Origin of the sequence: Streptomyces sp. NPDC025273 (assembly GCF_040638585.1) — a bacterium.
GTDB lineage: Bacteria > Actinomycetota > Actinomycetes > Streptomycetales > Streptomycetaceae > Streptomyces > Streptomyces cinereorectus.
The window spans coordinates 74,108-88,259 of the sequence record NZ_JBEZYP010000023.1; the positions used below are offsets into that span (position 1 = coordinate 74,108).

8 protein-coding genes are annotated in these 14,152 nt (G+C 72.9%); 4 read left to right on the forward strand and 4 right to left on the reverse strand.

Annotation, left to right across the window (positions count from 1 at the left end):
• Window positions 1-71 precede the first annotated feature (71 nt).
• Window positions 72-1,586: a sporulation protein gene (locus AB0F38_RS28360; RefSeq protein ID WP_361899208.1), complete on the reverse strand. Its 1,515-nt coding sequence runs from the start codon at window positions 1,584-1,586 to the stop codon at window positions 72-74.
• A gap of 1,046 nt (window positions 1,587-2,632) precedes the next feature.
• On the opposite strand from AB0F38_RS28360, the gene AB0F38_RS28365 reads away from it, so the two are divergent.
• On the forward strand, window positions 2,633-4,744 hold the full coding sequence (locus AB0F38_RS28365; protein WP_361899211.1) for an asparagine synthase-related protein: 2,112 nt from the start codon (window positions 2,633-2,635) through the stop codon (window positions 4,742-4,744).
• A gap of 91 nt (window positions 4,745-4,835) precedes the next feature.
• Here AB0F38_RS28365 and AB0F38_RS28370 read toward each other — a convergent pair whose 3' ends face one another.
• Complete coding sequence (locus AB0F38_RS28370; RefSeq protein WP_361899214.1) at window positions 4,836-6,812, reverse strand: sigma-70 family RNA polymerase sigma factor; 1,977 nt, start codon at window positions 6,810-6,812, stop codon at window positions 4,836-4,838.
• 257 nt (window positions 6,813-7,069) lie between these two features.
• A complete protein-coding gene (locus AB0F38_RS28375) occupies window positions 7,070-7,873 on the reverse strand; it encodes a helix-turn-helix domain-containing protein (protein ID WP_361899217.1) in 804 nt (267 codons plus the stop codon).
• A 327-nt stretch (window positions 7,874-8,200) separates the two neighbouring features.
• On the opposite strand from AB0F38_RS28375, the gene AB0F38_RS28380 reads away from it, so the two are divergent.
• Together AB0F38_RS28380 and AB0F38_RS28385 are read left to right on the forward strand one after the other, a co-directional pair.
• Complete coding sequence (locus AB0F38_RS28380; protein WP_361899220.1) at window positions 8,201-9,661, forward strand: FAD-dependent oxidoreductase; 1,461 nt, start codon at window positions 8,201-8,203, stop codon at window positions 9,659-9,661.
• Window positions 9,662-10,020: 359 nt separating this feature from the next.
• Window positions 10,021-11,691 carry a SpoIIE family protein phosphatase gene (locus AB0F38_RS28385; protein WP_361899223.1) on the forward strand — a complete coding sequence of 557 codons (1,671 nt, stop codon included), beginning with the start codon at window positions 10,021-10,023 and terminating at the stop codon, window positions 11,689-11,691.
• Between the two features lie 17 nt (window positions 11,692-11,708).
• Here the strand turns inward: AB0F38_RS28385 and AB0F38_RS28390 are convergent, their stop codons facing one another.
• On the reverse strand, window positions 11,709-13,019 hold the full coding sequence (locus AB0F38_RS28390) for an MFS transporter (RefSeq protein ID WP_361899231.1): 1,311 nt from the start codon (window positions 13,017-13,019) through the stop codon (window positions 11,709-11,711).
• A gap of 130 nt (window positions 13,020-13,149) precedes the next feature.
• Between AB0F38_RS28390 and AB0F38_RS28395 the strand changes: the two genes are divergently transcribed.
• A complete protein-coding gene (locus tag AB0F38_RS28395; RefSeq protein ID WP_361899225.1) occupies window positions 13,150-13,707 on the forward strand; it encodes a MarR family transcriptional regulator in 558 nt (185 codons plus the stop codon).
• The last annotated feature ends 445 nt before the right edge of the window (window positions 13,708-14,152 follow it).

The following is a 14,152-nucleotide window of genomic DNA, read 5'->3' on the forward strand; positions in this document are numbered from 1 at the left end:
CCCGGGACGACAGGGGCGTGGCGTCCGATCCGCGTTCCGGGACGGGCATAACGGGGTGTTCCGGCGTTCCGCTACACCGGGGTCACCAGGAGCGGACGGGCTCGCTCCCGTAGTTCGGCGACGCGCGGCTCGTCCCCGTACGGTTCGAGGCGGTGCAGCAGATCGCGGACGTACTCCGTGGTGCGGGCCGAGGAGATGCGCCCCGCCACCTCCACCGCGCGCGTGCCCGCCGCGCAGGCCGCGTCCAGATTGCCCGACTCCAGCTCGGCGACCGCAGACACGACGAGCCGCAGCCCGTGCGAACGGACGAACTCCTCGGTGGGCCTGGACAGGGCCTGCTCCGTGAAGCGCCGCACCTGCCGGGGCGCCTTCAGGTCGCGGTAGCACTCGGCCGCGTCGGCGGCGAACCTGTCGTACGAGTAGAAGCCGAGCCAGGACGGGTCCATGTCGCCGGCCCGGGCGCGCTCCAGCCAGCTCTCGGCGGCCCTGAGCGCGGCCCCCGCGGCCGGTGCGTCGCCGGCCTTCGCGTGGGCGCGCGCCTCCACGAGCCGGAAGAAGCTCATGGTCCGTGCGGTGGCGAGACCGCGATTGCGCTCGACCGCCGCCTGTGCGAGGTCCACGCCCTCGTCGGCGAAGCCCCGGTAGGTCGCCTGGAGCGACATCGATGCCAGTACATATCCGCCGAGCGGTACGTCGGCGGCGGCCCGGGCCAGGCGCAGCGCCTGGATGTAGTAGCGCTGCGCGGCCTCCTGCTGGCCGGTGTCGAACGCCATCCACCCGGCGAGCCGGGTGAGCTCGGCCGAGGCGCCGAAGAGTGCCCGGCCCACCTCGTCGCTGTACGAACCCAGGAGCAGGGGTGCGGCGTCGACGCGTAAGCACTCCGGGACCATGGAGGAGCGCCAGTCGCCCCCGCCGTACTTGGAGTCCCAGCGGCGCGCGTCCTGGGCGGCCTCGCGGAGCTTGGCCACATCGCTGTGGCCGACCCGGAGGGGCGAGGCGTCGGACACCGTGTCCGGACCCGGCTGGACGGGCACCCCGGTCTGCGCCCCCGGTGCGCCCCGGTCGCCGGAGGCGCTCCGGGTGCCGAGGACCGCTGCCTGGGCGGCCGTCGAGTCCCGGGCGACCGACGGATCGGCGGGGGTTATGAGCCATCGGGACGCGGGGGTCGCGTACGCGCTCACGGCGAAGGAACCGGCGAGGGACTGCCAGATTCCGCCGCCGCCGCGGCGGCCCGCCAGATCCAGCCGGTACAGATCCGTCGCCGAGCGAACCGCCTCGCCCACGTCGCGCGGGAACGCCAGACCGACTTCCGGCGCCGGGTCGGCGTCGGCGAGCCCGATCTCGTGCAGCGGCACCGGACGGCCGAGTTTGGCCCCTATCGCCGCCGCGATGAGATGGGGCGCCGCCCCCTGCGGCACCATGCCCTTGGCTACCCAGCGGGCCACCGAGGTCTTGTCGTACCGAAGTGTCAGACCGCGCTGCGATCCGAGGTCGTTGACCCGCCGGGCGAGCCCGGCGTTGCTGATTCCCGCGAGGGCGAGAACCGTGCCGAGCTTCTCGTTCGGCCCGCGTTGCTCCCTGGACATGCGCCACCCCTCGACACACAGACGGCCGCCGCGACACCTGAGGCGCGCGGCATTCGTACCGTGTTCTCCCCAGGTACGGTCCCGGGCACTCCGGCCGCACACGCATTTGGCTGAGCCCCGTGGAATATGCCGCCCTGCTGAGAACATCGGTGAACCAAGCGTAGTTCGCCGCATCCCTACCGTTAAGGGCCAGTCGTCCGGATGGCGGGAATGTTGTCCGCACCGCCGGAGTCCGCGGCCCCGGCCGCCGGTGCGCCGCCCCGTTCACCGGCCGCGCACCGGGTGCGTCCAGGGATACGGGGGCGGCGCCGCGCGTGGAGTCACACGTCGGTCACCGGGCCGTGCGGAGCAGAAGCGTCGTGCTCCCGGTGTGTGGCCGTGCGCCCGGCCGTGCGCTCTGGCCCGACCTGCACGGAAGCGCTTCCATGATTTCTGCGTGGGTCGGCCCGCTGCACTGGACTCAGCGGGCTGGGGGAGACCGCCGCCCCAATCCCCGCGGGCGGCGAACCGGTCCGGGAGGTGACGAACACCTCCCGGACTGTGCGTGGAAGGGCAAGGCTCCAGGGGGCGAAGCGTGTGGGCCGGCGCACCGGGGGGATGCGTCGGCCGACGCGTTGCCCGGGGTGGGGGGCGAGATATCCCCGGCTCCGTTCCGGGGCTCCCGGCGGCCCGTTCGGGGCTTCGTCCCGAGCGCTTCCGGGGTGCTTCCTGGTGAAACGCGCGAGTGGATCGTCATCTGAGAATGGCTGGATCCTGTCGGTGGGGAGACGCCTCCAAGGGCAGTCCGGCTATGGCCGGTTTATGCCTGTCCCTCGGCGTGGCCGAGGCGGGGTCCGCACTTCGGGCCGGGCCGGGCAACTCCCCGAAGCGGCCGTTTTGTTGCGGTGGAATCCAGGGAGACGACACCGGGCCCTTGCCAGGGGCGCATGCGCATCCTGTGTGCGCCGCCCGTACCCCCTCCCGGGTGCCTTTGTCGTGGCAGCATGTCCGCAGCGGCGTTCCCATGTCCTGGCACGCCGGTTCGTCCACAGCCTGTGGAGGCGGCGATGCGTTGGTTGGTGGGGTGGAGCAGTATCGCCGCGAGCTTCGGCACCGTCGGCGCGGTCGGCCACGACGACGAGGGGCGCACCGTCCACCCCGTGGGTTCCCAGCTTCTGTGGGGCGACCCGGATCCGCTCTGGGCCGTGGGCGACTGGCGCCCCGACGAGATCCGCGTCATCACGGTCGCCACCCCCGAGGGCGCGCCCACCACCCGCCTCGCGGTGCTCGGCTGCTGCGGGGCCACCGACGAACAGCTCCGGGTCGGGCTGCTGGCCGCCCGCGGCGGTGCGCTGCGCCATCTCACCGCCTGGCCGGGCAGTTACACGGCCGTCGTGCAGATCGGCCGCCGCATCACCGTCGCCGGGGACCTCGCCGGGGCGCGCCCCGTCTTCCACACCCCCTGGGCCAACGGCACCGCGTACGCCACCGCCGCCCTCCCGCTCGCCGATCTCATCGAGGCCCAGCTGGACATCGGCCACCTGGCCGCGCTGCTCGCCTGCCCCGAGACCCCGGAGGCGCTGGGCGACGGCACGCCGTACGCGGGCGTGAGGCGGATTCCCCCGGGGCACGCGCTGATCCTCCGGGAGGGATCGCGCGAGATCACCGGGTACGAGGCGGTGGCCTCGCTCGCCGTCGCGGCCCCCCAGACCGACCCCGTGAGCGCCGTCGATGGCGTACGGGACGCGCTGGTCGAAGCCGTGCGCGCCCGGCTCACGGCCCCGCGCCACGCTCCGGAGACCCTGCCGCCGGATCCCGGGCCCGTGCCCGGCATGGGGCCCGCCGAGCGCCGAGCGGCCCGCGGGGCGCCCGTGCCCGGCATCGGCTCCGACCTCTCCGGAGGCAGCGCCTCCGCCACCCTCGCCCTGCTGGCCGCCGGGCTGCCCGGACTGCCCGGCACCGTCCTCGGGCACGGCACGGGAGCGGGCGAGCGGCTGCTCGCCGTCACCTTCAACGACCTCTCCACGCCAGGCCGCGAGGACGAACTGGAGCGCGCCCGCGTCATCGCGGCCAACCCCCGCCTGCACCACGTGGTCGTCGCGGCGGGCGAGGAGGCCCTGCCCTACGCGTCGCTGGAGAACGGCCCGCTCACCGACGAGCCCGCCCCGTCCCTCGTCGTCGCCGAACGCCACCGCCGCCGGCTGACCGCGGGAAGCGCCGACCACTTCGTCGGGCACGGCGCCCGGCAGGTCCTCGACGCGCACCCGGCACGGCTGGCCGACCTCCTCATGGACCGGCGCAGACGCCACCTCCTGCGGCCCGTCGCCGCGCTCGCCAGGGCCGAAGGACCCTCCGCGCACTCCCTGTTCGTCCCGGTGGCCGTCTACCGTGCCGCCCGCCGGCTGGCCCGCACCTCGTACCGCACCGGACTCGAGTCGGCAGCCGCCCTGCTGCCCGGCGCCAACCGCTACGCTCCCGACCTCGACACCCCGGCCGAGGCCTCGCTCGCAGCCCTCACCTGGTCCCGGCCGGGCCCGGCCGCACGCTGGCTCACCGGCGAGGCACTCGCGGAAGTCGCGGTCCGGCTCCAGGAGGCGGCGATCCGGCCGACGTCGGTCCAGCGCCCGGGGGAGGCCCGCGCCCGTGCGGCGCTCGCCCGGCACGCGGCCGGCCAGCGGATCCTGGAACAGGCCGCGGAGGTCCGCAGCCAGCGGCTGCACGCCCCGTTCCTCGACAACCAGGTCGTGCGGGCCGCCCGTGCCCTCCCCGAGTCGCTGCGCGTCCAGCCGGGCGCCCGGGCCGCGATCCTGCGCCGGGTACTCGCGGGAGCGGGCATCCACGACCTGCCCCCCGGCTGGGGCACTCCGTCCCAGGCCACCTCGAACGCGGCCGGCCGCCTCGGCCTGCGCACGGCTCTCCCTGAGCTGATCGCGCTGTTCGACGCCCCGCTGCTCGCCGACGCCGGGCTGATCGAGGCCCGCGTCGTTCGGAAGGCGCTGCGCGCGGCGTCCGAGGGCGAACCGCTGCCCCTGGACGGCCTGGCCGCGCTCGCCTCCACGGAACTCTGGCTCCGCCGCCTGGTCACCCGCCGGGGCACCTGCTGGACGGGCACGGCGGCCCCGCGCCAGCGCGCGGTCGCGGTCGGAGTGGTCCCGGCCCGCCGGACACTGCAGCCCTGACGGCCCGCCGTCCCGCCTCCGGAGTGCGCCGCGGTACGCATCCTCACCCTGGACGAGGTCATGTACGTCCCGGCCCGCCTCACGGCGGAGCTCAGCGGCAGCTGATCCTCGAGTCCGCCCAGTCGGCCAGCGTCAGCCCGCCGAGCCGCCCCGCGGGTTCCACCACGAGCCGGATCGCGCCCTGTCCTTCGATGCCGACGCCCGTCGCCACCGCGGGGTCCCCGCCCCGCATCACGGGCGACTCCCACAGCCGCGCCCCGTCACCGCCGACCACGGAGAAGCGCACCGGACCGAGCATGCTCGTCAGGTCGTCCACGCCGACCGTCGCCTCGTAACGGGTGCACCGCCGGTTGAGCTGGATCGCGACCGACGAGCGGGCGTGGACGGTCACGCCGTGGGAGTACGTCGTGGATCCGATCGACAGCCCGGTGCGCTGCCAGACCACACCCCTGGTCTCGCCGAGCAGTATCTCCGGCCCGGTGTGATCCCCCGCCACGGAGTACGCCAGCTCGCTGACCAGGTAGACCTCGGGCGGCGGAGGCGGCGGAGGACTGCTCGACGCAGAGGGCTCCGGGCCGGGCTCCTTCGGTGCCGGCGCGGGCGGCCCCGGCCGTGTGGGCGGCCGGGGAGTGGGCTCCGGCGCGGGCTGCGTCGGCGTGGGCGTGGGAGTCGGCGTCGGAGTCGGCGCCGGCTCGGGCCTCGGCTCGGGAGTGGGGGGCGGCGCCGGGGCCCGGGGCTCCGGCGTGGGCGTCGGTACGGCGGGAGCCGCCGCCGGCGGCTTGGCCACCGGCTCGGGCTCGGGGGCGGGCCGGTCGTCGCCGGCCAGTACCCACACCAGCCCGGCCGCGACCGCCGCGGCCACCACGGCCGCGATGCCCGCCTTCACCGGCGCGCCCAGCCCCTCCGCCGCAGCGGCTCCACCGGCCGTGCCCCCGGAGGAGGCGCCGCCCGCCGCCGCGGCAGCCCCGGCACCCGCCGCGCCGACCGCCATGACGCCGGCCGCCTTGACCGCGTAGCCCGCGGCGAACCAGCCGATGACGGCGACCGGAAGCAGCGCCGGGATCCCGGCATTCACACGCCTCAGCTCACCGGCGGCGATTCGGCATTTCGCGCACTCGTCCAGATGCTTGCGCAGCCCGCGCTCGGCCCGGCTCCGCAGGCCGCCGCGGGCGTGGGCGCCCAGCCGGTCGGCGTACCGGGCGCAGTCTCCGCCGGCCGTCAGCGCCTGGCTCACATGTGCCTGCAGATAGGCCTGCTTGAGCCCTTCCCTGGCCCGGACGGCCAGCACCGCCGTGGCGTTGGCCGTCAGACCGAACAGCGGGGCCACCTCGCTCGGTGACTCCTCCTCCACGGTGGTGTGCCACAGCACGGCCTGCCAGCGCTCCGGCAGACTCCGGAACGCCTCCATCGCCATGGACCGGTCCGCCTCGTGCATGGCCAGCACATCGGCGCCGACACCGACGGTGTCGGCCTCCGTGAGCTCCGAGGAACGCGTGGCCTGCGCGGCGAACACCGCGAAGTCGTCGACGAGGTGCTCCCGCTTCGCGCTCTTCGTCCAGGCGGCGGCGACGTGCCGGACAGCGGTCATCAGGTAGGGCCGGACGGCTTCTTCCGGCCCTTTCCCGCCCCGTACCGCCTGCAGCGTCCGGGCGAACACCTCGGCCGTCAGGTCATCGGCGGTGTGCGCGTCGCGGCAGCAGGTGCGGGCGTAGCGGCGCACCGCCCCCGAGTGACGCCGGAACAGCTCCTCGTACGCCCCGTCGTCGCCGGCCCGCATGCCCTGGATCAACTGCGCGTCGGACGGCCCGAGACCGGCGGAGGCGGAACCCGCGCGCCCTTCCCGCTGGAGAGGAACGACATGCGTGGCACCGGCCCTCGCATCGGATTCCGCGTCGCCCGCGGGCGACGTCCAGGGGCCGGGCAGCACGGTGCCGCCCTCGCCACGGCCGCCGCCCGTCGGTGCGGAGCCGACCTGGCCCGGCACCTGGCCGGCGAACGGCTCACCGGTCCTTGTGCCTCCGCCCGCGATACCGTCGGCCGGTTCTTCCTGCTGCGCGTCACCGCTCATCGCGGAAGCCCCCGTATGCACCTTCGGACCCCTGACACCGGGGCCAGAGTGCCACAGAGCCCTACCGCGGCGGACCCTCTGCCCGGGCAACCACCCGTCCGAGGTGTCTTCCCGGGTACGGGGCGCGCGGCCGCACCCCATCGAGTGAGTCCCAACACCGCTCAGTCGTACGGGTGTCCGCCCGGCGGGCCCGCCCGGCACGCCCGCCCCGTGAAGGACGGACACCGCCCGGACCCGGCCGGAAACGGATCACTCACCTACGCGGGCCGAGAGCGCAGGCCCTCCAGCAGGATGTCCAGCAGCCGCGCGGAAGCGGCGGCCTGATGCGCGGGATCCGGCAGTGCCGGTGCCGCCGTGGCGATGACCAGCAGCACGTCCGCCACCGTCACATCGCCCCGCAGCTCACCCGACTCGCGCGCCCGGTCGACCAGTCGGCCCACGACCTCGAGCAACTCGGCCGCGCCGGAGTCGTCGTCGAGTCCCTCCTCGGCGGTGGAGCGCGGTGCGACCTCCCGGAGATCGGACTGTCCCACCCCCTGCCGCTGATGCGGGACCCGCGTCTCGGCGTCGGCCGGTCCCGGCGCGGCGGCCGGATCCTCCGGATCACCGACCCGCAGCACCTGGGGCGGCAACAGCCGGCCCGCACCCGAGGCCGCCGACGTCCGCAGGAAACGGGACAGCGCCGACCACGGCTCGTCCTCCTGCCCCAGAGCCGATCGCGCCTGGTCGGTGAGCCGAGAGGTCTCCTCCTCGGCTATCCGACGCACCAGCACGTCCTTGCTCGGGAAACGCCGGTAGACCGTTCCGACTCCGACCCGTGCGCGGCGTGCCACGTCCTCCATCGGCGCGCCGTAACCCAGCTCGCCGAACACCTCACGTGCGGCGCGCAGGACGTGTTCCAGATTGCGCTGCGCGTCGACGCGCAGCGGCGCCGAGCGGGCCGTGGTCCCCACCGGTCCGCCCCCGGCGAGCGTCGCGACCGCTCCCACCGCGCTCAGCCGCCCGTGGCCCTCCGAAGAAGAAGTGACAGTACTCGGCTCATGCAAATCCTGAATGTGCATAATTTCCCCCGGTCATGACGTCTCCCCCCGGAGACTTCCCCGCCGTGTCAGCCGGTGTGCGGATCAGACACCCCGACCGGGTACGAACATAGTTGAGCCCGGCTCAATTCAGAAGAGGGTAGTTCCGCACGGAGCGCCCCCCGATCGGAGCAAGAGCCGGTTGACGCCCGATTCACCCTGTGTTCGCGTACCCTTCCGCCATGCCTGACCTGCGGTGCTGCCGGGAAACACGGTGGTCGTTCCCCGCCGGGTGATCGAAGCGCTCCGGTCACACAATTTGCCGGGCCTGTGGACAAACACCGGACTCCGGTGCGTCATGGGATGGTGATGGCTCCAGATTCCCGGGGGACGACCCCCGGCACCAGGCCGCGTGTACGCATTCTCGTCGTCGGCGGCGGTTACGTCGGGATGTACACCGCATTGCGTCTCCAGCGGAAGCTGCGGCGGAGACTGAAGAGTGGTGAGGCCGAGATCGTGGTGGTCACGCCGGAGCCCTATATGACGTACCAGCCGTTCCTGCCCGAGGCGGCGGCCGGTTCGATCTCCCCGCGCCATGTCGTCGTGCCGCTGCGCCGGGTCCTGAAGTACTGCACGATCGTCATCGGCGAGGCGGAGCGCGTCGACCACGCCAAGCGCACCGCCACCGTCACGACGCTCGCCACCGGCGAGGACGGCACCGGCGCCGTCGAGATCCCGTACGACGAGATCGTCATCGCGCCCGGATCCGTCTCGCGCACCCTCCCGGTTCCCGGTCTCGCCGACTTCGGCATCGGCTTCAAGACCGTCGAGGAGGCCATCGGGCTCCGCAACCACGTCATCGAGCAGATGGACATCGCCTCCGCGACCCGCGACCCCTCCATCCGCGACGCGGCCCTCACCTTCGTCTTCGTCGGCGGCGGGTACGCGGGCGTCGAGGCGCTCGCCGAGCTCGAGGACATGGCCCGCTACACCTCGCGGTACTACCACAACATCAAGCCCACGGACCTGCGCTGGATCCTGGTCGAGGCGACCGGCCGCATCCTGCCCGAGGTCGGCGAGGCGATGGGCAAGTACGCCGTCCGGGAACTGCGGGGCCGCAACATCGACGTACGGCTCGACACCCGGCTGGACAGCTGCGAGGGCCGGATCGCGGTCCTCAGCGACGGATCCCGCTTCCCGACCCGCACCCTGGTGTGGACCGCGGGCGTCAAACCCGCGCCGCTGCTCGCCGCCACCGACCTGCCCCTCACCGAGCGCGGCCGGCTCCGCTGTACCGCCGCGCTCCGCGTCGACGGCGTCGAACACGCCTGGGCGGCCGGGGACGCGGCGGCCGTACCCGACCTCACGTCCTCGGAGCCCGGCAGGGAGACCGCGCCCAACGCCCAGCACGCGGTCCGTCAGGCCAAGGTCCTCGCGGAGAACGTCCTCGCCACGCTCGCGGGACAGCCCGCCAAGAACTACCGGCACTCCTATGCCGGATCCGTCGCCTCGCTGGGCCTGCACAAGGGCGTGGCCCATGTCTACGGCCGCAAGCTCAAGGGGTATCCGGCCTGGCTGATGCACCGCGTGTACCACCTCAGCCGGGTGCCCACCTTCAACAGGAAGGCACGCGTCCTCGCCGAGTGGACCCTGGCCGGACTCTTCAAACGCGAGATCGTCTCCCTCGGCTCCCTCGAACACCCGCGTGCCGAATTCGCGCTCGCTGCCCGCGGCCACGCACACCCCGGGCACTTCGGGAGCGAGGGGAACGGCGGACGCCCCGGCGCCAACCCGCCGAAGGACGACGGCCCGCCGAGGACATCCGGCTGATCCACCGTCCACGGGAGGGTTCCCCCGGACACCCTCCGACCACCGCTGACCGCCTCCGACCGTCGGAGAACGGCCGCGGTTCGGCGGCCGTACCCACAGTCGTACGACAACTGTCAGTACGGTCGGTCACTCCGGGCGTGTGACCATAGGTGGGGCCACACCTGCGCAGAGTGACCCGGTCGACAGTCACCTACAGTGACCGTCGCCGACCACCAGCACGAAGAGACCCGGCAGCGCCTTCCCGGGGGACCGCCCCGGTGCCCCGACCCGGCAGACGTACGGCAACGACCGGCACAGGTACCGGCCGACGAAGCAGCTCGCCCGAGCGGACCAGACCGACACACGAGGCCAGAAATTCCGTGAACTTCACGCGCTGGAGTGCCCGCCTTCCCGGAACGCAGCGTCGAGCCGCCGCGCGGGACGACCACAACTCCGTACCCGCCGCCCGCGCCGAGTCCGTACGCACCAGGACCGCACCCGCGCCGCCGGACGACCCGCCGGAACCCTCCGCGGCCGGCCCCTCCCTGGAATCCCTCACCGCCCGCGAGATCCTCGGCCGGCTCCCCGCCCCGGTCGCGCTGCTCCACGGGCCCGAGCACCGCATCACGTACGTCAACGACGCCTACACGGCGGCCTTCGGCCCACGCCCGTGCGGTGTGACCGCAGCCGAGGCCATGCCCGAGCTGTCCGAGCTCAGCCTGCTGCCCCTCATGGACCAGGTGCTGCGCAGCGGCACGCCGCGTACGGTCAAGTCCCGCAAGGTCCTCACGGGTGGTTCGTACACCGTGACCTGCACCCCGGTGGCCGCCGGCGCCCCGGAGAGCGGGGACGGAGCGGGTGAGGCGGGCGTGCTCCTGTACGCGACCGACGTCACCGACCACGCCGAGGCGGCGGAACGGCTCCGGGCCAGCGAGCGCCGCCACCGCGAAACGGCCGTCACCCTCCAGCGCTCCCTGCTCCCGCAGGAGCTCGAACAGCCCGACGACCTGCGCATCGCCGCCACGTACCAGCCGGGCGGCACGGACGCGGCGGTCGGCGGCGACTGGTACGACGTCATCACCCTCGGCGCGGGCCGCACCGCGCTCGTCATCGGCGACGTGATGGGCCGCGGCGTCCGGGCCGCCGCGGTCATGGGCCAGCTGCGCACCGCCGTCCGCGCCTACGCCCGCCTGGACCTGCCGCCCCACGAGGTGCTGCAGCTCCTCGACGTCCTCGCGGCGGAGATCGACGCCAGCCAGATCGCCACGTGCGTCTACGCGGTGCACGATCCCAACGAGGGCCACCTCGTCTACTCCTCCGCCGGCCATCTCCCGATCCTCGTGTGCGACGAGGACGGAACGGTCCACCGCGCGGCGGACCCGACCGGACCGCCGCTCGGCACCGGCGGCTGGGTCCACACCTCCGGGACGATCGCCCTGCCGCCCGGCTCCACGGCTGTCCTCTACACCGACGGTCTGGTCGAACGCCGCAGCGAGGACATCGACGAGGGCCTCGCGTCACTGGAGCGCGCCCTGTCCGGCGCCAAGGGGGCGCCCCAGGTGGTCTGCGACCGGCTCATCCGGTCCCTGGGGGTGACCGCCGAGCACGACGACGACGTCGCGGTGCTCGTCGTCCAGCACCCGGCCCGCACGGGCACCAGCGCGGAGCTGTTCCACAACGCCTCGCTCGAACTGCTCGGCGGCATCGAGGCGGCACCCCGGGCCCGGGCCTTCGCCACCGGGGTCCTGGCCTCCTGGCGCTTCCCCATGGAGCTCTGCGACCTGGGCGTCCTCGCCGCGAGCGAACTCGTGGCGAACTCGCTCCAGCACGGAACCCCGCCCATGCGGCTCGGCCTGCGCCGCACCGACCGCCGCCTGATCATCGAGGTCACGGACGGGGACGACCACCTGCCGCGCCGCCGCCGCGCGGAACCCGCGGACGAGGCGGGTCGCGGCATCTCCATCATCGCGACGATCGCCTCGTCCTGGGGCAGCCGTCGCACCCCGGGCGGCGGCAAGGCGGTGTGGTGCGAATTCGCCCTCCCCGGATGAGCCGGTGAGGCGCCGCCTCAGTGGGCGGCGGCGGGAGCGGTGACCGGCTCGCTCTCCGGAAGTGACACGGCCACCACCCGCGAGGGCACCGTGACCAGCGACGGCTTGTCCTGTACGGCGGTGAGCCGGCGGCCCAGCTTCAGCGCCAGCACGGTGATGCCCAGTGAGAACAGCACGAAGGTCACGATGTACGGCCCGTGCAGCGAGGCACCCATGGGCCCGCCCACGGCCGGCCCGACCGCCAGGGCCAGCTGCTTCACCAGGGCGAACGCCGAGTTGTACTGACCGACCATGGCTTCCGGCGCCAGATCGGCGACGAGCGGCGCGACGGTCGGCGACAGCATCGCCTCGCCGAGCCCGAACAGCGCGTACGTCGAGATCATCGCGGCCGTCGCCATGGTCTGGCTGCCGTGCCCGAGCCCCGCGTATCCCGCCACGATCCAGGCGAACGCCCAGATCAGACCGACCCATGCGATGACCCGGCTGCGCCGCCGGCGCTCCACGAGCCGCAGTACGACGAACTGCGCGACGACGATGACCGCGGTGTTGGCGGCCAGCGCGATACCGAGCGTCGACGGCTCGATCCCGGCGGCCTCGGTCCCGTAGGCGGCGAGGCCGGACTCGAACTGCCCGTAACAGGCGAAGAAGATCACGAAGCCCAGGACACAGAGCTGCACCATCGCCTTGTGCGAGAGCAGCAGCCGCAGCCCGGCCTTGGGCGCGGAGCCGTCGGTGGGCCTGGCGCCGTGGACGGAGGCGGTGTGCGGCATACGCACGGTGGCGGCCACCACCCCGAGCACGACGAACATCGCGGCCTCGATCAGGAACAGCAGGGTGAAACTCGACGGCCGGCCGACGTCGACCAGCTGCCCGCCGGCCAGCCCGCCGACACCGAGACCGAGGTTCTGCAGGAAGAACTGCATGGCGAAGGCACGCGTACGGGTGGAGGCGCTCGTGCACCACACCAGCATCGTGGCGAGCGCCGGCTGCATGACCGCCGTACCCGCTCCGAGGACCGCGGCCGAGAGGACAGCCGTCGCCACGCTGCTCGACACACCCAGCGCGGCGGCTCCCACCGCGGCCGTGCCCGCGGCGACGATCAGCACGGGCAGCGGTCCGCGCCGGTCGATGGTCCGCCCGGTGAACGGCAGGACGGCCAGCGCTGCCATGGCGAAGACAGCCAGTACGACACCCGCCGTACCCGCACCAAGATCCCGAACCTGTGCCACGTAGACATACAGATACGGGACGGTGAACCCGAGGCCGAACGCGCTCAGCGCGCTTCCCACCTGGATCCGCCGCAGCGCTGCACCCAGCTCCCTGGTCACACTCACCTACCTCAAGATTCGAAGAACGTTTAAGAACACAGACTCGTAGACTTTAGCACTAAAATTAGAAGCTCAACACTACAGGGCGAAGGACTTCGAAGCCGACGAGGAGCGTGCGATACTGCCCGCCATGTCTGACACCCCCGAGCAGCCCGAGCTTCACGAGCCGAGCCTCGACGAGCAGATCGCGGCCTACCAGCGCGAGTTCCGCGACCTCGACCCGCAGGTCGAACAGGTCGTCTCCGCCCTGGGCCGGCTGAACCGCCGGATGAACGTCGCGTACGGCAGACAGCTGGCCGCCCTGGGCATCAGCAACGCCGAGTGGGAGGTCCTCAAGACCCTGGTCCTGGCAGGCGCCCCGTACCGGCTGGGTCCGGGTGAGCTCGCCAAGCGGCTGGGGCTCACACCGGCTGCCATGACCCATCGCATCGACCGCATGGCCGGCGAGGGTCTGGTCACCCGGGACAGGGACGAGAACAACAGGGTGCGCGTCATCGTCGAGCTGACCGACGAGGGACGTACGAAGTGGCTCGAGGCGATGCGTATGGCCACCGCCTTCGAGGAGGACCTCCTCCAGGACCTGGCGGGCGACGAGCGGGGAGCCCTGGGCGAGATCCTGATCCGCCTCCTGCGCCGTGTCGAACATGCCCAGCCCGATGCCGGCGGCCGGCTCACGGATCTGGACTGACGGGGCCGGGAGGCCCCCCATGGAGGGGTTGACACGGGGTTGACACACCCCTGGTCGATCCGTAAGGTTCTTCGAGTTGTCACGGAGCCGGAACGGAGCCGCGGCAGCCGATCCCGCCGCGAATGCGGCAACCAAAACTCAGTACGGCCTCCCATCGGGGAGAATTTCGGCATGCCGGAATTCAAATCGAAGGCTCGATTATGAGCCGCCGGGAGAATCCGCTAGAGTTTGAGCGTCGGAACGGCCCAACAGCCGGGAAGACAAACCCCACTGACTGGGAATCAGGCCCGAAAGGATCTGATAGAGTCGGACTCGCCGGAAAGGGAAACGCGAAAGCGAAGAACTGGAAAGCGAAACCCGCTTCGACCGGGAATCGGACACGAAAGAGTCTGATAGAGTCGGAAACGCAAGAACGAAGGGAAGCGCCCGGAGGGCCCCGGTGAAA

Coding starts and splice junctions, on each gene's coding strand:
- AB0F38_RS28380 (WP_361899220.1), top strand. CDS start 8,201: ATGGCTCCAGATTCCCGGGGGACGACCCCCGGCACCAGGCCGCGTGTA.
- AB0F38_RS28360 (WP_361899208.1), bottom strand. CDS start 1,586: ATGTCCAGGGAGCAACGCGGGCCGAACGAGAAGCTCGGCACGGTTCTC.
- AB0F38_RS28375 (WP_361899217.1), bottom strand. CDS start 7,873: ATGCACATTCAGGATTTGCATGAGCCGAGTACTGTCACTTCTTCTTCG.
- AB0F38_RS28395 (WP_361899225.1), top strand. CDS start 13,150: ATGTCTGACACCCCCGAGCAGCCCGAGCTTCACGAGCCGAGCCTCGAC.
- AB0F38_RS28365 (WP_361899211.1), top strand. CDS start 2,633: ATGCGTTGGTTGGTGGGGTGGAGCAGTATCGCCGCGAGCTTCGGCACC.
- AB0F38_RS28370 (WP_361899214.1), bottom strand. CDS start 6,812: ATGAGCGGTGACGCGCAGCAGGAAGAACCGGCCGACGGTATCGCGGGC.